At 74.1% G+C, this 21,980-nt stretch carries 21 protein-coding genes; 11 read left to right on the forward strand and 10 right to left on the reverse strand.

The features are described 5' to 3' along the window. Window positions 1-252: 252 nt before the first annotated feature. Window positions 253-1,068: a TetR family transcriptional regulator gene (locus G3T37_RS06235; RefSeq protein ID WP_163472651.1), complete on the reverse strand. Its 816-nt coding sequence runs from the start codon at window positions 1,066-1,068 to the stop codon at window positions 253-255. 69 nt (window positions 1,069-1,137) lie between these two features. Between G3T37_RS06235 and G3T37_RS06240 the strand changes: the two genes are divergently transcribed. The 6 genes from G3T37_RS06240 to G3T37_RS06265 are packed head-to-tail and all read left to right on the forward strand — an operon-like array spanning window position 1,138 to window position 5,699. After that, window positions 1,138-1,713 carry a biotin transporter BioY gene (locus G3T37_RS06240; RefSeq protein WP_163472652.1) on the forward strand — a complete coding sequence of 192 codons (576 nt, stop codon included), beginning with the start codon at window positions 1,138-1,140 and terminating at the stop codon, window positions 1,711-1,713. 10 nt (window positions 1,714-1,723) lie between these two features. After that, on the forward strand, window positions 1,724-2,893 hold the full coding sequence (locus tag G3T37_RS06245) for an ANL family adenylate-forming protein (protein WP_163472653.1): 1,170 nt from the start codon (window positions 1,724-1,726) through the stop codon (window positions 2,891-2,893). Further along, window positions 2,886-4,097: a thiolase family protein gene (locus G3T37_RS06250; protein WP_163472654.1), complete on the forward strand. Its 1,212-nt coding sequence runs from the start codon at window positions 2,886-2,888 to the stop codon at window positions 4,095-4,097. The genes G3T37_RS06245 and G3T37_RS06250 overlap by 8 nt, the downstream gene beginning before the upstream one ends. Next, window positions 4,094-4,777 carry an energy-coupling factor ABC transporter ATP-binding protein gene (locus G3T37_RS06255; RefSeq protein ID WP_163472655.1) on the forward strand — a complete coding sequence of 228 codons (684 nt, stop codon included), beginning with the start codon at window positions 4,094-4,096 and terminating at the stop codon, window positions 4,775-4,777. The genes G3T37_RS06250 and G3T37_RS06255 overlap by 4 nt, the downstream gene beginning before the upstream one ends. Then, the gene (locus tag G3T37_RS06260; RefSeq protein WP_163472656.1) at window positions 4,774-5,370 is read left to right on the forward strand and encodes an energy-coupling factor transporter transmembrane component T family protein; all 597 of its coding nucleotides are present in this window, start codon (window positions 4,774-4,776) and stop codon (window positions 5,368-5,370) included. Before G3T37_RS06255 ends, G3T37_RS06260 begins: the two co-directional genes overlap by 4 nt. Beyond that, on the forward strand, window positions 5,367-5,699 hold the full coding sequence (locus G3T37_RS06265; RefSeq protein ID WP_163472657.1) for a CHY zinc finger protein: 333 nt from the start codon (window positions 5,367-5,369) through the stop codon (window positions 5,697-5,699). Before G3T37_RS06260 ends, G3T37_RS06265 begins: the two co-directional genes overlap by 4 nt. A gap of 65 nt (window positions 5,700-5,764) precedes the next feature. Here G3T37_RS06265 and G3T37_RS06270 read toward each other — a convergent pair whose 3' ends face one another. From G3T37_RS06270 to hutH, 6 genes are all read right to left on the reverse strand, one after another. After that, window positions 5,765-6,292: a DUF6328 family protein gene (locus tag G3T37_RS06270; protein WP_241732267.1), complete on the reverse strand. Its 528-nt coding sequence runs from the start codon at window positions 6,290-6,292 to the stop codon at window positions 5,765-5,767. A gap of 443 nt (window positions 6,293-6,735) precedes the next feature. Then, window positions 6,736-7,929 carry an imidazolonepropionase gene (gene hutI / locus G3T37_RS06275; RefSeq protein WP_163472658.1) on the reverse strand — a complete coding sequence of 398 codons (1,194 nt, stop codon included), beginning with the start codon at window positions 7,927-7,929 and terminating at the stop codon, window positions 6,736-6,738. Next, a complete protein-coding gene (locus G3T37_RS06280; protein WP_338401203.1) occupies window positions 7,926-9,257 on the reverse strand; it encodes a formimidoylglutamate deiminase in 1,332 nt (443 codons plus the stop codon). Before G3T37_RS06280 ends, hutI begins: the two co-directional genes overlap by 4 nt. Further along, the gene (locus tag G3T37_RS06285; RefSeq protein ID WP_174247749.1) at window positions 9,254-10,441 is read right to left on the reverse strand and encodes an allantoate amidohydrolase; all 1,188 of its coding nucleotides are present in this window, start codon (window positions 10,439-10,441) and stop codon (window positions 9,254-9,256) included. The genes G3T37_RS06280 and G3T37_RS06285 overlap by 4 nt, the downstream gene beginning before the upstream one ends. Further along, window positions 10,438-12,096, reverse strand: a complete 1,659-nt coding sequence (gene hutU, locus G3T37_RS06290; RefSeq protein WP_163472659.1) for a urocanate hydratase — start codon at window positions 12,094-12,096, stop codon at window positions 10,438-10,440. The genes G3T37_RS06285 and hutU overlap by 4 nt, the downstream gene beginning before the upstream one ends. A 34-nt stretch (window positions 12,097-12,130) precedes the next feature. Further along, window positions 12,131-13,669 (reverse strand): histidine ammonia-lyase, encoded by a 1,539-nt coding sequence (gene hutH / locus G3T37_RS06295; protein WP_163472660.1) that lies wholly within the window; start codon window positions 13,667-13,669, stop codon window positions 12,131-12,133. A gap of 136 nt (window positions 13,670-13,805) precedes the next feature. Here hutH and G3T37_RS06300 point away from each other — a divergent pair, with 136 nt between their 5' ends. Beyond that, the gene (locus tag G3T37_RS06300; RefSeq protein WP_163472661.1) at window positions 13,806-14,585 is read left to right on the forward strand and encodes an IclR family transcriptional regulator; all 780 of its coding nucleotides are present in this window, start codon (window positions 13,806-13,808) and stop codon (window positions 14,583-14,585) included. 19 nt (window positions 14,586-14,604) lie between these two features. Here the strand turns inward: G3T37_RS06300 and G3T37_RS06305 are convergent, their stop codons facing one another. After that, on the reverse strand, window positions 14,605-16,569 hold the full coding sequence (locus G3T37_RS06305; protein WP_163472662.1) for an alpha-L-rhamnosidase-related protein: 1,965 nt from the start codon (window positions 16,567-16,569) through the stop codon (window positions 14,605-14,607). A 138-nt stretch (window positions 16,570-16,707) separates the two neighbouring features. Between G3T37_RS06305 and G3T37_RS06310 the strand changes: the two genes are divergently transcribed. Continuing rightward, a complete protein-coding gene (locus G3T37_RS06310) occupies window positions 16,708-17,886 on the forward strand; it encodes an MFS transporter (RefSeq protein ID WP_163472663.1) in 1,179 nt (392 codons plus the stop codon). A 25-nt stretch (window positions 17,887-17,911) separates the two neighbouring features. Here G3T37_RS06310 and G3T37_RS06315 read toward each other — a convergent pair whose 3' ends face one another. Together G3T37_RS06315 and G3T37_RS06320 are read right to left on the reverse strand one after the other, a co-directional pair. Continuing rightward, on the reverse strand, window positions 17,912-18,376 hold the full coding sequence (locus G3T37_RS06315; RefSeq protein ID WP_163472664.1) for an SRPBCC family protein: 465 nt from the start codon (window positions 18,374-18,376) through the stop codon (window positions 17,912-17,914). A 48-nt stretch (window positions 18,377-18,424) separates the two neighbouring features. After that, the gene (locus G3T37_RS06320) at window positions 18,425-19,027 is read right to left on the reverse strand and encodes a GNAT family N-acetyltransferase (protein ID WP_163472665.1); all 603 of its coding nucleotides are present in this window, start codon (window positions 19,025-19,027) and stop codon (window positions 18,425-18,427) included. Window positions 19,028-19,144: 117 nt separating this feature from the next. On the opposite strand from G3T37_RS06320, the gene G3T37_RS06325 reads away from it, so the two are divergent. From G3T37_RS06325 to G3T37_RS06335, 3 genes are read left to right on the forward strand one after another with little or no spacing between them, the layout of a single operon-like run. Beyond that, window positions 19,145-19,423, forward strand: a complete 279-nt coding sequence (locus G3T37_RS06325) for a metal-sensitive transcriptional regulator (protein WP_163472666.1) — start codon at window positions 19,145-19,147, stop codon at window positions 19,421-19,423. Between the two features lie 43 nt (window positions 19,424-19,466). Beyond that, window positions 19,467-19,685 carry a heavy-metal-associated domain-containing protein gene (locus tag G3T37_RS06330; protein WP_163472667.1) on the forward strand — a complete coding sequence of 73 codons (219 nt, stop codon included), beginning with the start codon at window positions 19,467-19,469 and terminating at the stop codon, window positions 19,683-19,685. Window positions 19,686-19,694: 9 nt separating this feature from the next. Continuing rightward, on the forward strand, window positions 19,695-21,941 hold the full coding sequence (locus tag G3T37_RS06335) for a heavy metal translocating P-type ATPase (protein WP_163472668.1): 2,247 nt from the start codon (window positions 19,695-19,697) through the stop codon (window positions 21,939-21,941). Window positions 21,942-21,980: the final 39 nt, after the last annotated feature.

A 21,980-nucleotide genomic window follows, 5' to 3' on the forward strand; every position in this document is an offset into this window, starting at 1 on the left:
CTCCTCGCGCTCCCCGTCGCTCCCCGCGCTCCCCGTCGCTCCCCGCGCTCCCCTCGCTCCCCGCGCCGGTTCCGTTTGCAGGGCCGTCGTCGCTCGGTTGTGGAGGAGGCGGCCAAATTGCTGGAGATTTCGGGTGTCATGCTGCGTGCGGGCGCCTCGAGGGGCGCGCGGCCCTGCATTGTGAACGGAAGACTCAGCCCGTCAGACCGCGCGAGTCGGCGCGCCGCGGGAGTGAGCGTGAGGGCCGGCACCTCAGCGTGCGGAGAGCCGCGGCTCCCGCTCGAGCCCCCCGAGCAGCAGCCCGACACCGAAGTCGAAGCCGGCGGTGCCGGTGAGCGCCGCGCGTGCTTCTGCCGAGCCGGCCTCCGCGGGCGGTGTCTCGTGCGGCACCGGCGACCCCTGTGCAGCGGGGGCATCCTGGGCAGCCGGCGCATTCTCGTGCGCCGACGCCCGCGCTGCGGGGGCGACCACCCCGAGACTGTCGGCCTGGAGCCGTTGCTGCTCGTGCGAGACGTAACCGAGCAGGAAGTGCAGCAGCGCCGCGGCCGCCGCGTGCGCGGTGGCGGGGGCGAAGCCGCCCCGGGCGATCGCGGCCTGAAGGCGGGTCACCGCCTGGTCCGCCCCGAGGCCGAGGGCGAGGGTGCTGGAGACGAGCTCGGCGCTGTCGCGATAGGCGAGCAGGGCATCCCGCAGCGCCCGCGCCTCGGCGCGGGTGACAGCCTGCCACTCTCCGTCGCCGTCGCCGTCGCCGTCGCTGTCGCTGTCGCCGGGGCCAGTTGCGGGTGGCCGATCCGCCGGCCGCGCCCCCGCCTGCCCGTCGCCGGCGAGGTCGCCCGGGCCGATGGGCCGCGCCCGGTCGAGGATGCGGTCCGAGACGCTCGCGAGCAGGCTCTGCTTGTTGGGGAAGTGCCAGTAGAGGGCGCTCGCCTGCACCCCGAGCGAGGCGGCGAGCCGGCGCATGGAGAGGTCGGCGAGGCCGATGTCGTCGAGGATTCGCAGCGCGGCCGTGACCACGTCGTCGCGACTGTGGCGGGTGAGTCGGTGGTCGCCGGTTTCCGTTTCGCTCATCGTTTCGCTAGTGTATCAGCTGCCCTGAACACCGTTCAGGTGAACGCTGTTCATGAGACGGATTGCCCAATGACGACACGCCGCCCTGCCGCCCTCGACCTCCGCGACCTCGCCCGCATCGTGGTCTTCGCCGCGATCATCGCCGTGCTCGGCCTCGCGCCGGGTATCCCGGTCTTCGGCAGTGTGCCGATCACCTCGCAGACGCTCGGGGTCATGCTCGCGGGCACCGTGCTCGGCGCCTGGCGGGGTGCGGCCGCGGTTCTGGTGGTCGAGGTGCTCGTCGCGCTGGGGCTTCCGCTGCTGGCCGGCCCGCGCGGCGGCGCCGGCGTGTTCGTCGGGCCCTCAGCGGGCTACCTCATCGGCTGGATCGTCGGCGCCTTCGTCATCGGCGCGATCGCCCGCGCGGGCTCGCGGCGCCCCGTGTGGTGGCGCACCGCGATCGCCTGCGTGGTGGGCGGCATCCTCGTCATCTACGCGATCGGCATCCCGGTCGTCTCGGCGGTCACCCATCTGCCGCTCGCGACGGCGGCGATCTCCAGCCTCGCCTTCGTTCCCGGCGATCTGCTCAAGGTGGTCATCGCCACCCTCATCACGCAGGCGCTGTGGCGCGCGTACCCGGCCGCGTTCCGACGGGGGAGGGCCTGACGGCCGTCGCATGGATGACCCCCACCCCGGCCCCGTGACCCCGGGCCGCCTCGTCCCGATCCTCGATCCCGACCCGGTCGCGATGGTCCGCACCATCCTGGCCGTGCGCGAGGCGGGCGGTGTCCCGCTCGTCGGCGACGCGCACTGGGACCGGGCCTTCTGGCAGCGGACCGCGGCGACCGCGGCCGCCCTCAGGCCGGCCCCGCACATCGCGTGGGCCACGTTCAGCTCGGGCAGCACGGGGGCGCCGCGCATCATCGCGCGGTCCGCGGAGTCGTGGGAGAGCTCGTTCCCCGCCGTGACCGAGGCGATGGAACTGCACCCGGGCGACGCGGTCCTGCTTCCCGCTCCGCTCGCGTCGTCGCTCTCGCTGTTCTCGCTGGCTCATGCGCGCGCCTCGGGGGCGGGCATCCTGCTGCCGCGGGGGCGTACGGTGGCAGGGCGAGATCTGGAGGGAGCGACCATCGTGCACTGCACCCCTCCCGCGCTGGCGACCATCGTGACGGCGATCGAGGGCGGAGCCCCGCACGGCCTCCGCACGGCGCTCGTCGGCGGGGCCCGGCTGGATCCCGCGCTGCGATCGAGGGCGGAGGCGCTGGGGGTGCGGGCGGTGAGCTACTACGGCGCCGCCGAGCTGTCCTTCGTCGCGATCGACCGTGACGGCTCGGGGTTGCGGCCCTTCCCGGGTGTGGAGCTGCGGGTGATCGACGACGAGTTGTGGGTGCGGTCGCCGTTCCTCGCGGACGGCTACCTCGGGGAGTCGCGCGGCGCGCTCCGCCGCGACGCCGGGGGCTGGGCGACCGTCGGGGACCGCGCCGAGGTCGACGCGAGCGGTCGGGTGCGGCTGCTCGGTCGATCGGACGGCGCCATCCTGACGGCCGCGGCGACGGTGATCCCCGACGACGTCGAGGCGGCCCTCCTCACGATTCCCGGCATCGCGGAGGCCGTCGTGTTCGCGTTTCCCGCGCCCGGTGACGACTCGATCGTGGCCGCCGTCGTGCGATTCGACGGTGCTCCTCCCCCCGAGCTCCGCGCCCGGGCCGCCGCCCTGCTCAGCTCGTCGCACCTGCCCCGACTGTGGTTCACGGTGGCGGAGCTCCCCACGACGGCCTCGGGCAAGCCGGCGCGGGCGCGCATTCGCGACGACGCGATCGCGGGACGGATGGCCCGCCTTGGCTAGCGCGGCGCCGGTCGTCGTCGCCGCCTACCGCACCCCGATCACGACCCGCGGGGGCCGCCTCGCGACCATCCCGGCCGAGGCATTGGCCGCGCCCGTCATTGCCGCGTGCGCGGACGAGGCGCACCGGGTCACCGGCCGCGCGCTCGACGTCGGCGACGTGATCCTCGGCAACTGCATGGGGCCCGGCGGCAATATCGCGCGACTGTCGGCGCTCGCCGCGGGCCTGCCCGTCGAGGTGCCCGGCATGACCGTCGATCGCCAGTGCGGCAGCGGGCTGGCGGCGATCGTCACGGCGGCCGAGTCCCTGCGCGCCGGGGGCGACTCGCGGATGATCGTGGCCGGCGGCGTCGAGAGCGCGAGCACCGCCCCCACCCGTATCGCACGCGGTGCGACGAGCGGGTACGCGCGGGCCGCGTTCGCGCCCGAGGGGTTCCCCGACCCGGAGATGGGTCCGGCGGCGCAGGCCCTCGCCGCGCTGGACGGCATCTCCCGCGAGGCGCAAGACGCCTACGCCGACCGCAGCCACCGAGCGGCGCTCGCCGCCCGGGCGGCGAGCGGGTACGACGCGGAGATCGTCGCCGTGGGCGGCGTGACGGCCGACGACGGCCCGCGGGCGGGGATCGCCCAGCTGCTCGGCCGCTTTCCCGCGCTCTACCCGGGCGGCGGCACGGTCACCGCGGGCAACTCGACCCGCATCAGCGACGGCGCGGCCGCCGTCGCCCTGGTCGCGGCCGAGGATCGGGCCGGGGCTCCCGGCCTCGCGTTGATCGCGAGCGCGACGGTGGGCTGCGATCCCGCGCTGCCCGGTCTCGGCCCCGTGGGCGCGGTGCGGGCGGTGCTCGAGCGCGCCGGGGTGACGCTCGACGACCTCGCCGCCATCGAGATCGTGGAGGCGTTCTCCGCGCAGACCCTCGCCGTGCTGCGGCGCCTCGGGCTCGCGGGTGGGGCCGGCAACGCCCCTGCCGGCGGACCCGACGCCCAGGCGGCGACCGGACCGGACCCAGCTGACGTCGACCCGCGCGTCTGCGCCGGGGGCGGGGCGCTCGCGCTCGGTCATCCCTGGGGCGCCAGCGGCGCGGTCGTCGTGGTGCGCCTGTTCTCGCGACTGGTGCGCGCGGGTGCCCCGGCCGGTTCGCTGGGCCTCGCGACGGCGGCCGTCGGTGGCGGGATGGGCGTCGCCGCCCTGTTCGAGGTCGTGCGATGACGGGCATCAGCGCGCGCGAGGTGGGCGTGGAGTTCGACGGCCGGGTCGCCCTGCGCGGGGTGAGCGTCGAACTGACCGAGCGGCGCATCGCCGTCATCGGATCGAACGGCTCGGGCAAGTCGACCTTCGCGCGGTTGCTCAACGGACTCGTCGCGCCCACAACGGGTTCGCTCACCGTGCACGGACTCGACCCCGCCCACCAGGCGCGCGAGCTGCGGCGACGGGTCGGGTTCATCTTCAGCAATCCCGATGCGCAGATCATCATGCCGACGGTCGCCGAGGACGTCGCCTACTCGCTGCGCGGTCGAGGTCTGGCCCGTGACGAGGTACGCGACCGCGTCACCGCGATCCTGGAGCGCTTCGGGCTCGCCGCGCACGCCGATGCCCCCGCCCACGCCCTCTCCAGCGGGCAGAAGCAGCTCCTCGCCCTCAGCGCTGTGCTCATCACCGAGCCCGCGCTCCTCGTCGCCGACGAGCCGACGGCGCTCCTCGACGCCCGCAACACGCGCCGCATCGCCGCAGCCCTCCTCGACGAGCTCCCCCAGCAGCTCGTGCTCGTCACCCACGACCTGCGGCTCGCCGCGCGCTGCGATGTCGCCCTCTGGTTCGACGACGGCCGCCTCATCGCGCAGGGGTCGCCCGCCGAACTGCTCGCCCGCTACGAGCGGGAGCACGCGTGATCGCCCTCTACCGCACGGGCACCGGGCCGCTGCACCGGCTCGCGGCCGGACCCAAGCTGCTGCTCTTCGCGGTCATCGCGCTCACCCTCTCCCTGCTGGCCCCGACCCTGTGGATGCTCGGCGCAGCCCTCGCGCTCGTCGTCGCCGTGTACGCGGTCGCGGGCCTGGGAGCGCGCGAGCTGGGCCGGCAGCTGTGGACGTCACGCTGGCTGATCGTGATCATGCTGGTGCCCCAGCTCATCGTGCTGCCGCCGGTGGTCGCGGTGGCGAACACGGGGAGGGTGGTGGCGATCATCCTGCTCGCAGCGGCCGTCACGCTCACGACTCGGGTGCCGGCGGTGATCGAGGCGACCGAGCGAGGGCTCGGCTGGACCCGTCGCTTCGGCGGCAACCCGGCGCTCGTCGGGCTCGTGCTCGCGCTCACGATCACGACGATCCCGGTGATCGCGGGCTTCGCGACGGTCATCCGCGAGGCCCAGGCCGCGCGCGGGGCACGCATGCGGCTCACCACCTTCGTGGTGCCGCTGCTCGTGATGTCGCTGCGGCACGCCGACGACCTCGGCGACGCCCTCGCGGCCCGGGGGGTCGAGTGAGCGCCGCCCGGCCGATCGTCGTCCACGGCCCGACCGTCGACGAGCAGACCCGCTGCGTGCACTACGCCACGGCGCTCGATGTGGTGGCGATCCGGTTCTTCTGCTGCGACCGGTACTACCCGTGCCACCTCTGCCACGCCGAGAGCGAGACGCATGCCGCCCGGGTGTGGCCGCTCGCGCGGCGGGCCGAGCCGGCCATCCTGTGCGGGGTGTGTCGCAGCGAACTGTCGATCGAGCGCTACCTCGAGGTCGATGGATGCCCGGCGTGCGCTGCCCCCTTCAACCCCGGGTGCCGCCTCCACAGCCACCTCTACTTCGAGGTGCCCTGACGCCTCGCGTCGGGCCGCGTCAGCCGTCGCGGTGCGTCACCGCGCGCCAGCACGACCGCGGGCCGTCAAGCCTCGCGGTCGGACCGGGCCCGCACGAGCCGCTCGGGCAGGAGCACGATGAGCGCGATCACGAGGATCGCGGCGAGCGCCGCCGCGAGGATCGCCGTCACCGGGCCGAAGACCACCAGGAACACGAAGGCGATCACGCCCACCGTGAGCAGGGCCACGATCCACACGGTGACGACGAGCAGTCGGTGGCCGTCGCGCACGAGGGCCGGCTTCCGCTGGTGGTGGAACTCGGCGCGGTGGAAGCTCACCACGGTCAGACCGAGCAGGGTGCTCACGGCGGCGAGCGCGACGAGGATTCCGTAGAAGGCGAGCTCGGCGCCGCCCAAGCTCGAGAACCGCTGTTGGAACGGGAGCGTCAGCAGGAAGCCGCTGATGATCTGCGTGCCGGTCTGCGTCACCCGCAGCTCCTGCACGATGTCGGCCCAGTTGCGATCCGAGCGCTGGGCCGGCGTCTCGTGGCGGCCGTCCGTCGAGATCGCGAGCATCGGGTCTGCGGCGGGATCGTGCTGCGCGTCGTCGGCCATATCCCGACAATAACGGCGCACGGGCATCCGGTGAAGAGGCGCACGACCGGGCACCTGAGATTGCCCGGCCGTGCGCAGGCGACCGCCGCCGGGTGTGAGCCGCGCCTCTAGGCAGACGCGGTTCTCGGCGATCGCCTCGGAGAGAACTCTGCGGGTTCCCTGCGGAACCTGACTCACACGATACGCCGTGTCCGCATTATTGGGGACACCGTTTTGTACCCCAGTTAGAGGGTCCGATCGGCGCCGAGCTCAGGGCCCCAGCAGAGCGAGCGGGATGACCGCGATCCCGTCCGCGCGACGGTAGGCGGTCTCGCCCGTCGTGACGGGGACTCGCTCAAGAGGGCCCGGTGGCGGACTTAGTCGTCCACTATTACGTCCGTTAGTCGTCCATTATTACGTCCGTTAGTCGTCCGTTTTTACAAGCGCTCCGCGCTGCTCGCCGCCTAAGCACGGCCCTCCGCCGCGACGCCGGGGGCGCCCGGCTCCCGCGCTCCCGCCCGCCAGGTCGCGACCGTGAGGGGAACGCCCGGCCGATAGGCGAGGTGAACCAGCGACGGCGCATCCAGCAGCTGGAAGTCGGCACGACCACCGACCCGGATGCTGCCCACGGCATCCGGCCCCGTCTCGCGCCCCACGGCGCGGGCCGCACCGCGCGTGGCCGCGAGCACCGCCTCGTCGACGCTGAGCCCCTGCTGCAGCACGGCGGTCGCCACGCAGAACGCCATCGATGTCGTGTACGAGCTGCCGGGGTTGCAGTTGGTCGCGAGCGCGATCGTCGCGCCGGCGTCGAGCAGCGCGCGGGCGGGGGCGAGCGGCATGCGCGTGGAGAGGTCGCAGGCGGGCAGGAGCGTGGCGACCGTCGAACCGCCGGCGAGGGCGTCGATATCGGTGTCGCTCAGGAAGTTGCAGTGGTCGGCGCTCGCCGCCCCCAATTCCACCGCGAGCGCGACGCCGCCGCCCGGCCCGAGTTGCGCCGCGTGCACGCGGAGTCCCAGCCCGGCGGCGCGGCCCGCGAGCAGCACCTCGCGCGACTCCTCCACGTCGAAGGCTCCGCGCTCGCAGAAGACGTCGATCCACTGCACGTGCGGCCGCACGGCCGCGAGCATGGGGCCGGTGACGAGATCGAGGTAGTCGCGCCGATCGATCCCGGCGGGCACCACGTGCGCGCCGAGGAAGGTCACCGTGTCGGCGATCCCCGCTGCGATGCGGGCGGATCGCTCCTCGGTCGCCAGGTCGAGACCGTAGCCGGTCTTCGTCTCGAGGAAGGTGGTGCCCTGGCGCGCCGCCTCCGCTCGCAGTCGTGCGGCACCGCGCTCCAGCTCCAGCTCGCTCGCGGCGCGCGTCGCGGCGACCGTCACGCCGATTCCGCCGGCCTCGTAGGCGCGCCCGGCCATGCGCGCCTCGAACTCGGCGGCGCGATCGCCCGCGAACACGAGGTGGCTGTGCGTGTCCACCCAGCCCGGCAGCACCGCGCGATCGCCGAGGTCGACGCGGGCGTCCGCGTCCGGGGCGGATCCGCGCGCACCCAGCCAGGCGACGCGGCCATCCTCGACGACGAGAGCGGCGTCGTGCAGGCGGCCGAGCTCGTCGTCGAGCGTGCTGAGCTCGGCGATTCCGGTGTACACGGTGGCGGTCATCCGAGATCCTCCAGGGCGGTGGCGAGCAGTCGGGCGGGGTCGCGACCGTCGGCGAGGATGCCCGCCCCCGCCACGACGCGGCCGCCCACGATCACCCGGCGCACGTCGGCGCTCGTCGCCGCGAGTACGAGCTGCGCCGGGTCGGCCCCCACGGTGCGGACGCTCGCGGCATCGAGCTCGACGAGGTCGCACGGCGAGCCGACGGCGATCGTGCCGCCGGGTATCCCGAGGGCGCGGTAGCCGGCCGAGGTGCCCGCGGTGAGCAGTTCGGCCGGGGTGAACCGGCCGCGGGCGAGGGCGCGCAGCCGCTCCTGCAGCTCGAGCGCGCGCAGTTCGAGCAGCGGATCGACGGTCGCGTTCTGATCCGAGCCGATCGCGAGGGGGCAGCCGGCGTCGGCGAGCGCTCGTGCCGGCCCGATTCCGTCGCCGAGATCGGCCTCGGTCGTGGGGCACATCACGACGGTGACCCCCGCGTCACCGAGGAGGGCGAGATCGTCGTCGTCCAGGTGCGTGGCGTGCACGACGCTGAGTCGCGGAGTGAGCAGCCCGCGCTCGTGCAGCAACCGGGTGGGGGAGACCCCGTAGGCGCGACGGGTGTCGTCGTTCTCGCGCGGCTGCTCGGAGAGGTGCACGTGCAGCGGCACCTCGGGCGGCAGGCCGGCGGCGATCATCCCCAGCGCCTCGGGCGGCACCGCCCGCACCGAGTGCACGGCGGCGCCGAGCCGCGGCAGGAACTCGCGCAGCGCGTACCAGCGCTCGAGGTAGGCCTTGGCACCGCCGTCGCCGAAGCGACGCTGCGCGGGGGCGAGCGGCAGCCCGATCCCGCCGGCGAGGTAGGCCGTGTCAAGCAGGGTGAGGCGGATGCCCACCTCCCGTGCGGCGGCGTCGACCGCGAGCTCCATCTCGTGCGGGTACGCGCTGCCGTCGGGCCGGTGGTGCAGGTAGTGGAACTCCCCGACCGCCGTGTAGCCGGCGGCGAGCATCTCGGCGAAGACGGCCACCGCGAGGGCGTGATACCGCTCGGGATCGAGGGCGGCGGCGACCCCGTACATGCGGTCGCGCCAGCTCCAGAAGTCGCCGCCGGCGTCGTGCGTGCGCCCGCGGAGCGCGCGGTGGAAGAGGTGCGAGTGCCCGTTCGCGAATCCGGGCACGACGTGGCCGAGCAGGGTGTCGCCCGAGGCGGGCAGGGTGTTCTCGCTGACCGAGCGGATGATGCCCGCGGCATCCACGTCGAGACGGACGCCGCGCGCGAGCCGTGCGCCGCCGCCCGCCCGGTCGGGCCCGCCCGGGTCGTCGGCCAGCGCGGCCCGCTCGCACCAGAGGGTCACAGCACGCTCACCAGCAGAGACTCGAGGGCATCGGTGCCCGCCACGCAGTCGGCCAGCTCCGCGAACTCGCCGGGCGCGTGCGAGACCCCGCTCGGGTTGCGCACGAAGAGCATCGCGCTGGGAACGTGCGCGGCGAGGACGCCCGCGTCGTGACCGGCACCGGTCGACAGCACCGGCACCCCGCCCAACCCCGCGGCGAAGCGGTCGCGCAGGCTCGCGTCGAACTCGACCGACGATGACCAGGACTCCTCGACGAAGGCGCTCGCGGAGGCCCGCGCGGCGATGGTGGCAACCAGCTCGTGCGCCTCCGCGTCGGTCTCGGCACGGGCATCCAGCCACAGCTGCACCCGGGAGGGGATCACGTTGGTTCCGCCGGGAACGGCCTCGAGCCGGCCCACGGTCGCGCGGGTTCCGGGGCGCGCGAGCGCCGCCTCGCGAACGGCGAGGATCGCGGCCGCCGCGGCCACCATCGGGTCGCGCCGACCGATCATGGGCGTCGCACCGGCGTGATTGCCCTCGCCCTCGAAGCTCAGCCGCCAGCGACCGTGCGCCAGGATGCCCGACGCCACGCCCACCGCCGACCCCAGGTCCACCAGCCCGCGCCCCTGCTCGACGTGCAGCTCGATGAACAGCCCGATCCGGCCCAGCGCGGCCGGGTCGGGACCGAACAGCTCGGGGTCCTCGCCGGCGTAACGCGCGGCATCGGCGAGTGTGACGCCGTCGCGATCGCGGAGCGCTCCCGCCACTGCGGGGTCGAGGCTGCCCACCATGAGGCGTGAGCCCAGGCAGGCCACCCCGAAGCGCGAGCCCTCCTCCTCGGCGAAGACGATGACCGCGAAGGGTCGGTGCGGCGTGAACCCCCGCGCCTTCAGCCGCGCGACCGCGTCGAGTGCGCTCACCACGCCGAGCGGGCCGTCGTAGGCGCCCCCGCCGGGGACCGAGTCCAGGTGGCTGCCGGTGACCACCGCATCCGCACCGGGCTCGCCCCACCACGCCCAGAGATTGCCGTTGCGGTCGCGGTCGATGCCGAGCCCCAGCCGCGTGGCGCGCTCCACGAACCACTCGCGCAGCCCCAGCTCGGCGGTCGACCACAGGTGACGCGAGTAGCCGCCGCGCACCGGATCCGCGCCGAGGTCGCGGATCTCGTCGAGACCCGCGAGCACGCCGTGCGCGGTCTCGCTCACTCGCCCTCACACATCGGCACGCGCAGGCCGCGCTCACGCGCCACCTCCGCCGCGCGTCCGTACCCGGCGTCCACGTGCCGCATGACCCCGGTGCCGGGATCGTTCACCAGCACCCGTGCGATCTTCTCCGCCGCGAGCGGAGTGCCGTCCGCGACGACGACCTGTCCCGCGTGGATGCTGCGGCCGATCCCCACGCCGCCGCCGTGGTGGATCGACACCCAGGTGGCGCCCGACGCGGTGTTGAGCAGGGCGTTGAGCAGGGGCCAGTCGGCGATCGCGTCGGAGCCGTCGGCCATCGCCTCGGTCTCCCGGTAGGGCGAGGCGACGGAGCCCGAGTCGAGGTGGTCGCGCCCGATCACGATGGGCGCGCTGAGCTCGCCACTGGCGACCATCTCGTTGAAGCGCAGGCCCGCGAGGTGGCGCTCCTGGTAGCCCAGCCAGCAGATGCGTGCGGGCAGGCCCTCGAAGTGCACCTTCTCGCCCGCGGCCGTGATCCAGCGTCGCAGCTTCTCGTCGTGCGGGAAGAGCTCGAGGATGGCGCGGTCGGTCGCGGCGATGTCGGCGGGATCGCCACTGAGCGCCACCCATCGGAACGGCCCCCGGCCCTCGGCGAACTGGGGCCGGATGTAGGCGGGCACGAAGCCCGGGAACTCGAACGCCCGCTCGCAGCCGCCCAGCAGCGCCTCGGCGCGGATCGAGTTGCCGTAGTCGAACACCTGGGCGCCCGCATCCCGGAACCCGACCATCGCGGTGACCTGCTTGGCCATGGCGGCCCGGGCGCGCTCGGTGAACTCCTCGGGGGCCTCGGCCGCGTACCGCGCCCAGTCCTCGAGCTCGACGCCCTCCGGCAGGTAGCTCAGCGGGTCGTGCGCCGAGGTCTGGTCGGTCACGATGTCGATCGGGATGCCCCGCGCCAGCAACTCGCTGAACACGGTCGCCGCATTCCCGACCACCCCCACCGACAGCGGAATGCGCTCGGCCTTCGCCGCGGTCACCCGCCGAACCGCCTCGTCGAGGTCGCCGGCGAGCTCGTCGAGGTAGCCGTGCTCGATGCGCCGGCGCAGCCGCGCGGGGTCGACGTCGACGATGAGAACCACGCCCTCGTTGAGCGTCACCGCGAGCGGCTGTGCGCCGCCCATGCCGCCCGCCCCGCCGGTGAGCGTGAGGGTGCCGGCGAGGGTGCCGCCGAAGTGCTGCTCGGCGACCGCCGCGAAGGTCTCGTAGGTGCCCTGCAGGATTCCCTGGGTGCCGATGTAGATCCACGAGCCGGCGGTCATCTGCCCGTACATCGTGAGACCGAGCGCCTCGAGTCGGCGGAACTCCGGCCAGGTGGCCCAGTCGCCGACGAGGTTCGAGTTGGCGATGAGCACCCGCGGCGCCCACTCGTGCGTGCGGAAGACGCCCACCGGCTTGCCGGACTGCACGAGCAGGGTCTCATCGGAGTCCAGGGTCTCCAGCGTGCGCACGATCGCGTCGAACGCGTCCCAGCTGCGCGCGGCCCGGCCGGTTCCGCCGTAGACCACGAGGTCGTCGGGGCGCTCCGCCACCTCGGGGTCGAGGTTGTTCATGAGCATGCGCAGCGGTGCCTCGGTCTGCCAACTGCGTGCGCTGAGACGGGTGCCGCGGGCGGCGCGGACGGGACGGTGGCCTTCCATGGGTGCTCCTGTCGGTGGTGTCGGCGTTGCGGGGTCAGCGGAGGGGGAGGCCGGTCGAGCGGGCGAGCGCGCCGCTGCGCACCGCGAGCGTCGCGGCCTCGATCTCGGGGGAGAGGTAGCGGTCGGGGCCGGGGCCGCCGACCGTGCGGCGGAGCTCGGCGATCACGGCGCGGAGCGCGGGACTCGGAACCAGCGGCGCCCGCAGGTCGATCGCGCGCGCCGCGGTCATCGCCTCGATCGCGAGCACCCGGCCGAGGCCGTCGAGCGCGGTCCGCAGCTTGCGGGCGGCGTGCCAGCCCATCGAGACGTGGTCCTCCTGCATCGCGGAGGAGGGGATGGAGTCGACCGAGGCGGGGGAGGCGAGGCGCTTCAACTCCGACACGATCCCCGCGGCCGTGTACTGGGCGATCATCAACCCGCTGTCGACCCCGGCGTCGTGCGCGAGGAAGGCGGGGAGCCCGTGGTTGCGGTGGGGGTCGAGCATCCGGTCGACGCGGCGCTCCGCCATGCTCGCGACATCGGCGACCACGATCGCGAGGAAGTCGAGCACGTAGGCGACGGGCGCGCCGTGGAAGTTGCCGTTCGACTCGACGCGGCCGTCCGGCGTGACGACGGGGTTGTCGACGGCGGAGGCGAGCTCGCGCCCGGCGACCAGCCGCGCGTGAGCGAGGGTGTCGCGCGCTGCGCCGTGCACCTGGGGGGCGCAGCGCAGCGAGTAGGCGTCCTGCACGCGGGTGTCCTCGGGGCCGCGGTGGCTGGCGACGATGGGGGAGTCGGCGAGCAGGGCGCGGAGGTTGGCCGCCGAGTCGCCCTGGCCGGGGTGGGGACGCAACGCCGCGAGGTCGGCCGCGAACACGGCGTCCGTGCCCATGAGCGCCTCGATCGAGAGGGCGGCCGACACGTCGGCGGTCGACAGGAGCAGCGCAAGGTCGTCGATGGCGAGGGCGAGGTGGCCGAGCATCCCGTCGGTGCCGTTGATGAGGGCGAGCCCCTCCTTCTCGGCGAGGATGACCGGCGCGAGCCCCGCCTCCGCGAGAGCCTGCGCCGCCGGCAGCAGGGCGCCGCTGCGGTCGCGCACCTCTCCCTCGCCCATGAGCGCGAGCGCGCAGTGCGCGAGCGGCGCGAGGTCGCCCGAGCAGCCGAGCGAGCCGTATTCCCGCACGACCGGGGTGAGGCCCGCGTTGAGCAGGCCGGCGTAAGCCTTCGCGGTCGCCGGGGCGATCCCGGTGCGTCCGGTGAGCAGCGTCGAGAGCCGCAGCAGCATGAGCGCGCGGATGACCTCCCGCTCCACCTCGCCCCCCGAGCCCGCCGCGTGCGACCGCACGAGACTCTGCTGCAACTGCGTGCGGCGGTCGGCGGCGATGTAAGTGGTCGCCAGCGCGCCGAAGCCGGTCGAGATGCCGTAGTGCGGAACCGTGTCGGCGGCGAGCGCGTCGATGGTCGCGCGGGTGCGGGCGACCTCCTCGAGCGCGCGGGGGTCGAGTTCGATGCGCGCGTCGTGACGGGCGACGGCGGCGACATCGGCGACGCTGACCGGGCCGAGTCCGACGGTGACGACGAGGGTGCTCTCCATGTGTCCATGAGACTCCCGTCCGGCCGCGCGCGCGAGAGGCCCGGGGCGACTACTGTCTCCAATGGGAGACACCGGCGACGCGCGGCGGCGCAGCACCGCGCGACCGGCGACGCCCGCGACCGCCCGGGAGGCGAGGATGACCGAGCCACAGGCCCGACGCGACGTGCCGTCGGCCCGCGCGACCCTGCGCATCCTGATGCACCTCGCCGCGCAGCGCGGCCCGGTGCCCGCGCAGTCGATAGCGACCGCCGTCGGCCTCCCGCGCTCCACCGCCTACCGCCTCCTCGCGGTGCTGCAGGAGGAGGGATTCGTGCTGCACTACCCGGAGCTCGGCCGCTACGGCATCGGCGTCTCGGCCTTCGAGCTGAGCTCGGGCTTCAGCAGGCAGGAGCCGCTCGCGCGACTGGGCCGGCCGATCCTCGCCGCGCTCGTCGACCGCATCGGCGAGACCGCCCACCTCGCCGTACTGCACGGTCGCGACGTGCTCTACCTCGTGGAGGAACGGGCACCGCGGCGCCCGGCCCTGGTCACGGATGTCGGGGTGCGGCTGCCGAGCCACCTCACCGCGAGCGGGCGCGCACTCCTCGCCACCCTGCCGCGCTCCCAGCTGCGGGCGCTGTTCCCCGACCGCACCGCCTTCGCGCAGCGCACCGACGCGGGCGTCACGCGGTACAGCGAGCTCACCCGACTGCTCGACCGGGTGCGCGCCGACGGCTATGCGGCCGAGGACGGCGACGTCACCGCGGGCAAGGCCTCGGTCGCGGTCGCGGTGCGCGACCACGCCGGCTGGCCCGCCGCCGGAATCGCGGTGACCTTCGCGCGGGAGACGATCCCGCCGGAGCGCTGGCCCGACCTCGCGGCCGAGGTGCACCTGCACGCGGCCGAGCTCTCGCGGCGGATCCGCGGGCGGCTGTAGGCGCGGCCCGTCGACCGGGTTAGGGCGACACCCAGCGCACCTCGCCGGGCCCCGCCTGGGTGCTGCCGTCCGCGCGTTCCAGCGTCACTCCCGCCGGCAGCCACACGGTGACCGCGGTCGCTCGCGAGGCGACGGTCTCCGTCGCCTGCTCCCGGCGGGCCTCGACTCGGAGCGCTCCGAACGGCGTCGGCACCGTGGCGGTCGCCCAGTCGAGCGCGCCGAGAAGGGGCTCCACCCGCACCCGGCGCCAGCCGTCGGCGAGCGGCACGACTCCGCACACGATTTCGGGCAGAAGGGCCGCGGGACCGGATGCCCAGGCGTGGCAGAGGCTCCGCCCGAACGGGCGGCCGTACATCGCGAGCGGGCTGCCGCCGTCCGGCTCCGGGAAGTCCTCCCAGAAGGTGCGGGCGCCCTCATCGAGCATCGCGCCCCAGAGCCGGGCGATGCGGTCGACGGCGAGGCCGGGGTCGCCGGCCATCGCGAGCGCGCGCAGTGCGAAGGAGGTCATGAACGGGGTGCCGACTCGTTCGGCCTCCCGCAGTGCGTCGAGCACGCCGGGGGTGAGGCGACCACCCGCTCCCGACAGGATGGCGAGCACCGTGGGGTAGGGGGAGGTGCCCGCGATGTCGTCCAGGTACTCCCGCCAGACGCCGGCACGGTCATCCCAGGCGCGGTCGATCACGGTGCGGCGGATGGTCTCGGCGTAGCCCGCCCAGCGCGACCCCTCGCCCTGGAGGCGGGCGACGGTGGAGACCGCCCAGAACCAGAGCAGCTGCAGCGCCGTCGAGTCGCGCCCGGGGTCGACGGTCACGCCCCAGTCGATGAACACCCGCACGAAGGTGTCGGGGAGCGCGGGCGGCCGCAGCACGCCGTGCTCGTCGGCGTGCGCGCGCAGGCGTTCGAGGTGCTCATCCAGATGGGCGGCGGCGAGGTCGAGCTCGCCCAAGAACCGCACGAGCGTGCCCGCGGTGACGAGCAGCCAGAGCGAGTAGTCGGAGATGCCGTTGACGTAGCCGTGGTCGAGCTGGGCGAGGGCGACGAGGCTGTCGCGCGCGATCTGCGCGTCGCCCACGGCGTAGGCGTTGCTGAGCGCGGTGAGAGCCTGGTCGCCCATCCAGGGCATGCGGTCGCGCTTGATGCCGTCCACCATGAGCCCCTGCATGCACAGCTCGAGGGTGTCGGCCGCGACCGACCAGATCTCGGTCAGCCGCGCCTCGGAGCAAGCGAAGGCGCCCCGGCGGGGATGCGCGGTTTGTGCCGCCTCAACCTCGACCGTGATCGCGGCGGGCGCGGCCGCCGTCGTCGTGCCCGGCTCGATGGTGACCCGCGCGAAGCGGAAGCCCAGGCGGTGCACCGAGGTCCAACTGCCGTCCGCGCGCTGCACCAGGTCGAACCGCGACTCCTGATCGGCGGCGGCCGCCCGCGCCTCGTCGCGGGACTCGCCCGTGACGAGTGTCGGCACGCCATTGCAGTGGATGACCGGCCGTCCGAGCACGGGCTGCTCGAGCTCGAACATCCCCGCCACCTCGCGCATGGGCACGACGGTCGTCGGCTGCTCCGCTCTGTGGGGCGGCCGGCCGAGCGGGCCCCGCCGCAGGGTCGCCGGCTCCCAGGGCCCGGCACCGACCCGCGCCTCGATGGGCGCGGGCGGGGCGGCGCGACCGGTCGGCACGAGGAGGGCCGGCACGAGGAGGGCCGGCGGAACGAGTCGGTCGGCGGAGGTCACCACCATCACCCCGTCGACGAACTCGGCGGCGCAGCCCGGTGCGGGCTGGAGCTCGCGGAGGAGGGTCGCGGGCGTCGCACGGGGGTCGGGGCCGGGGTCGGTCATCCGGAACTCCGCGCGCGCGGGCACCTCGCGCGCGGTCGCGGGGTAGTCGACGTGCCGGCCGGCCGCGAAGCCGTCGTGCACGATCCGCTGGAGCATGGCGAGCTCGAGGATCCCCGCGGGATAGATCCAGACGGCGTCGGCGTCGGTGCTCACCCGGACAGGGTAGCGCAGATTGAATCGCTTCAACCCTGCGGCCCGCCCAAGCTGTTCCGCCACCCCCGCGGCACGCCCCTGTAGTTGACTGGACCCGGGCGCCTGCACACCAGCACCGCACGACGACAGGGGGACGCCATGCGCGACACCCAGCGCTGGCCGCTCTACGCGGCGGGATTCCTCTCGGCCGCGGGAGCGCACAGCGTCGCGGCCGGTGTCGGCGCGGAGTCGGGTTCGCTCGGGCTGCGGATCCTCACCGTGGGCATTCTGCTCGCCCTCTACGACGTGGCGGAGGTGGTGCTGAAGCCGCTGTTCGGTGCGCTGAGCGATCGGGTGGGCATCCGCCGGGTCATCGTCGCCGGGCTGGTCGGCTTCGCGCTCGTCTCGCTGCTGGGAACCCTCCTCTCCGGCCCGCTCGCGCTCGCCCTCGTTCGCCTCGGCCAGGGAGCGTCCGCCGCCGCGTTCTCGCCCGCGTCCTCCGCCGCGGTCGCCCGCCTCTCGCCCAGCGGCACGGTCGGCCGCTTCTTCGGCCGCTATGGGTCGTGGAAGTCGCTCGGCTACGCGCTCGGGCCGCTCGCCGGGGCCGGTCTGCTGGCGTGGGGCGGTTTCCCCGCGCTGCTCCTCGCGCTCGCCGTCGCCGCGGCCGCGATCGCCGCGTGGGTCGCGATCGCCGTCCCCGTCATCGAGGTGCTGCCGCGCCCCCGCGCGACCCTGCTCGACCTCGCGCGGCAGCTCGGCTCGCGTCGCTTCCTCCTCCCCGTGGCCGCGCTGGCCGTCACGACGGGCTCGCTCGGCGTCGCCGTGGGATTCCTCCCGCTCACCGCGGTTCGCTCACAGCTGGGCGTGCTTCCCGGCATGCTCGCCGTCACCGTTCTCGCCGTGGTGTCGAGCGTCGTGCAGCCGCTCGTCGGCCGCCGTCACGACCACGGTCGACTGGCGGCGCGCGCGGGCATCGCCGGGGGCCTCGCGCTCGTCGCGCTCGGCGTCGTCGCGCTCGCCGTCGCCTCAGGTCTCACCGGCGCGACGTCCGCGGCGCTCCTGCTCGCGGCAGCCCTGCTCCTCGGGGCGGGGATCGGCGTCGTCACGCCACTCGGCTTCACGGTGCTCGTCGGCGTCACGCCGCCCGAGCGGATGGGGCGCACGATGGGTGCCGCGGAGCTCGGCCGCGAACTCGGCGACGCGGGTGGGCCGCTGCTCGTCGGGGCGGTGGCGACGGCGGTCGGGATCGGTGGGGGGCTCGGCGCGCTGGCCGCGGTGGTCGCGGGCACGGGCATCCTCGTGGCGGTGCTCCTGGGCCACGCGCGTCAGGACGCCTGAGGCGGGGCCGCTCACCCGTCGGCCGCTACGCCGCCCCCTCGACGACGCGCTTGAGCGAGGCGAGCCCCTTGTCGAGGTCGGAGCCGATCATCTTCTCCATGTTCATGATGAGCCCGAAGATGCGCGACCCGATCGTCTTGGGGCTCTCCATGGTCCACACCACCTCCGTGCCGGCCGCTGAGGGCGTGAGGTTGAATCGCACGCGGCTGGCCGAGGAGAAGGGTCGTGTGAAGGTGAGGGCGATGTTGACCGAGTCGTCGCGCACCTCCTCCAGGCGCATCGTGCCCGCGCCCGCCTTGCGGTTGCCGTTCCAGGCGTACTCCGCACCGACGGCGTTGTCGGCGCCGGTGTAGCTGCGCTCGAGCGCCGGGTCCAGCCCCTCCCACGGCGACCACTCGACCCAGCGATGGAAGTCGGTGAGGCGGGGGAGGATCGCGGTCGGTGCGGCGGCGATCGTGGTCGACTTCTGAATGGTCGAGTACTCGGTCATGCGCCGAACACTACCGCTCGGGGGCGCGGGCGGATAGGGCGGCCGCGGTCAGAACTCCACCCGCATGACGTACCGGCGCGGCGTCGGGTGGCTGACCTGCTCGAACCCCGCCTCCTCGAAGACGCTCCGGCTCCCGACGAACAGCTCGCCCCAGGTGATCTCGACTCCCGGCTCGGTCGCCATCGGGTACCCCTCCAGCGCTCGCGCACCCCGGTCGCGGGCGAAGTCCACGGCGGCGCGGGCCAGTGCGCCGCTGATGCCCTGCCGTCGATAGCCGGTGCGCACCACGAAGCAGGTGAGCGCCCACACGCCCGCGTCATCCTTGTTCTCCGTGCGCCCCTGCCAGGGCACCCGCATGCCGCGCAGCCGTACCGAGACGGTTCGCGGCGCAATCGCGCACCATCCCACGGGCTCGCCGTCGAGGTAGGCGACGATGCCCGAGGTCGTCGGCGACTCCGGATGCCCGCACGCCGCCTGCTCGCGCAGCCGCGCCGAGCGCTCCTCGGGTGGCACGGTCCGCCACTCGTGCCCCGGGAACTGGAACCACTGGCACTGGCAGCGGGCCGGATCACCGCGGGTGCCGAAGATCCGGCGGAGGTCATCCCAGCTCGCCTCGTTGGCGGGGCGGATGGTGAGGTCGCTCCTGCTCATGCTCTGACGCTAGCGCCGGGGTGCGACGCGCGCACGCGCACCCGTGCCCGTGCACACCCCTGCGCCCGCGCCGGGAACGCGCTACACTGATACCCCCACGGGGTATAGGAGGACGGCATGGTCGGTTACGTCGAGCACAAGGATGACCTGCTCAAGCGCCTCCGCCGTGCCGAGGGCCAGGTGCGCGGCATCCAGCGCATGGTCGAGGACGACACGTATTGCATCGACATCCTCACCCAGGTCTCGGCCGCGACCAAGGCTCTCGAGACGGTGGCGCTCGCCCTGCTCGACGACCACCTCAGCCACTGCGTCGCCCAGGCGACCGCGGAGGGCGGGCCCGTGGCCGAGGAGAAGCTTCGGGAGGCGTCGGCCGCGATCGCGCGGCTCGTTCGCTGATCCCGCCCCACCACCGACACCACCCACCGAAAGGATCCCCACCATGACCAGCACCACGTACCTCGTCGACGGAATGACCTGCAGCCACTGCGTCGCGAGCGTCACCGAGGAGGTCTCCGCCCTCGCGGGAGTCGAGAGCGTCGCCATCGATCTGAAGGCGGGCGCCTCCTCGGCCGTGACCGTCGTGAGCTCCCAGCCGATCGACACGGACGCGATCCGTGCCGCTGTCACCGAGGCCGGCTACACGCTGGCCTCCGCCTAGGAGGACTCCATGACGACGGTCTCCCTCGACATCGGGGGCATGACGTGCGCCTCCTGTGCGACGCGGGTGGAGCGAAAGCTCAACCGGCTCGAAGGGGTGACCGCGTCGGTCAACTACGCAACCGAGAAGGCGCAGGTGGAGGCGGAGGGCGTCGACACGGCGGCGCTGATCGCGGCCGTCGAGGCCGCGGGGTATACCGCGACGCTCCCGGCACCGCCCGCGCCCGCGCCGGGAGAGGATGCGGCCGAGGAGCAACTCCCCGTCGACCGCGAGGTGGCTGCCCTGCGTCAGCGCCTCCTCATCTCGGCCGCCCTCGCGCTGCCGGTCGCTCTCCTCTCGATGATCCCGGCACTGCAGTTCCCCAACTGGCAGTGGCTCGCGCTCGCGCTCGCGGCGCCGGTCGCCGTCTGGGGCGCCTGGCCGTTCCACCGCGCGGCGGCGATCAACGCCCGCCACGGCGGCGCCACTATGGACACGCTCATCAGCGTCGGCGTGATCGCGGCGTTCGGCTGGTCTCTCTACGCGCTCTTCTTCGGCATGGCCGGCGAGCCCGGCATGCACATGACCTTCAGCCTGTTCAGCAGCGGGGGCGGCTCGGGCGCGCGTGAGATCTATCTGGAGGTCGCCTCCGCCGTCACCGTGTTCATCCTCGCGGGCCGCTACCTCGAGGCGCGGGCCAAGAAGCAGTCCGGGGCCGCCCTGCGCGCGCTCCTGCAGCTGGGCGCCAAAGATGCGGCGGTGCTGCGCGCGGGCGTCGAGTCGCGCGTGCCCGTCGCATCCCTGGTGCCCGGCGACCTCGTGGTGGTACGCCCCGGCGAGAAGATCCCGGCCGACGGGCTCATCCGCGAGGGCGCCTCCGCGGTCGACCAGAGCATGCTGTCGGGCGAGTCGGTGCCCGTCGAGGTGGGTCCCGACGACCGCGTCGTCGGCGCCACGATCAACGTGGGGGGGCGCCTGCTCGTCGAGGTCACCCGCGTCGGCGCCGACAGCGAGGTCGCCCGCATCGCCCGCATGGTCGAAGACGCGCAGACCGGCAAGGCGGAGGCCCAGCGCCTCGCCGACCGCGTCTCCGCGGTGTTCGTCCCGGTCGTCATCGGCCTGGCCGTCGCGACCTTCCTCGGCTGGATGCTCGCCTCAGGCTCCCTCGTGCAGGCCTTCACGGCCGCCGTCGCGACCCTCATCATCGCCTGCCCCTGCGCGCTCGGCCTCGCCACGCCGACCGCCCTGCTGGTGGGCACCGGTCGCGGGTCGCAGCTCGGCATCATCATCCGCGGCCCGCAGGCGCTGGAGCAGACCCGCACGGTCGACACGATCGTGCTCGACAAGACGGGAACGGTCACGAGCGGGGTCATGACCGTCGCCTCGGTCTCGACCGTCGGCGCCGCGACCGAGCGCGAGCTGGTCGGCCTGGCCGCCGCGGCGGAACTCGGCTCTGAGCATCCGGTCGCTCGCGCGGTCGTGCGGTTCGCCCGCGAGCAGGGGCACGCGGTGGACCCCGCCGAGCAGTTCCTCGCTCACGCCGGACACGGCGTGCAAGCGGTGGTGGATGGCCGGCTCGTGCTCGTCGGTCGACTCGGCTGGCTCGACTCGGACTGGTCGATCACGGCACCGGATGACGCGCTCGCCCGCTCGGTCGGCGCGGAGGCGACCGGCAGCACCGTGCTCGGCGTCGCCTGGGACGGAGAGCTGCGCGGGGTCATCACCGTGCGCGACACGGTGAAGCCCCGCAGCGCGGCGGCGATCCGTCGTCTCCGGGAGCTCGGGCTTCGACCGGTGCTGCTCACCGGCGACAACGCGGGGGTCGCCGCGGCGGTCGCGGCCGAGGTCGGCATCGAGGATATCCACTCCGCCGTCACTCCGCAGGGCAAGCTCGACGTCATTCGCGCGCTGCAGGCCTCGGGCCGGGTGGTCGCGATGGTCGGCGACGGCATCAACGACTCGGCGGCGCTCGCGGCGGCCGATCTCGGCATCGCGATGGGCACGGGCACCGATGCGGCGATCGCGGCGAGCGACATCACCGTGGTGAGCGGCGACCTCCTCGTCGTGGCCGACGCCGTTCGGCTCTCGCGCCGCACCCTCGCCACGATCAAGGGCAATCTGTTCTGGGCGTTCGCGTACAACCTCGCGGCCATTCCCGTCGCAATGCTCGGGCTGCTGAACCCGCTGCTGGCGGGCGCCGCGATGGCCTTCTCCTCGGTCTTCGTGGTGACCAACAGCCTGCGGCTCCGGCGATTCCGGGCGGCGCCGCGCGCCTGACCCCGCCCGCCCGGCCTGTCGCCGCACAGACCGGGCTGA

This window comes from Galbitalea soli, assembly GCF_010686725.1.
Classification (GTDB): Bacteria; Actinomycetota; Actinomycetes; order Actinomycetales; family Microbacteriaceae; genus Galbitalea; species Galbitalea soli.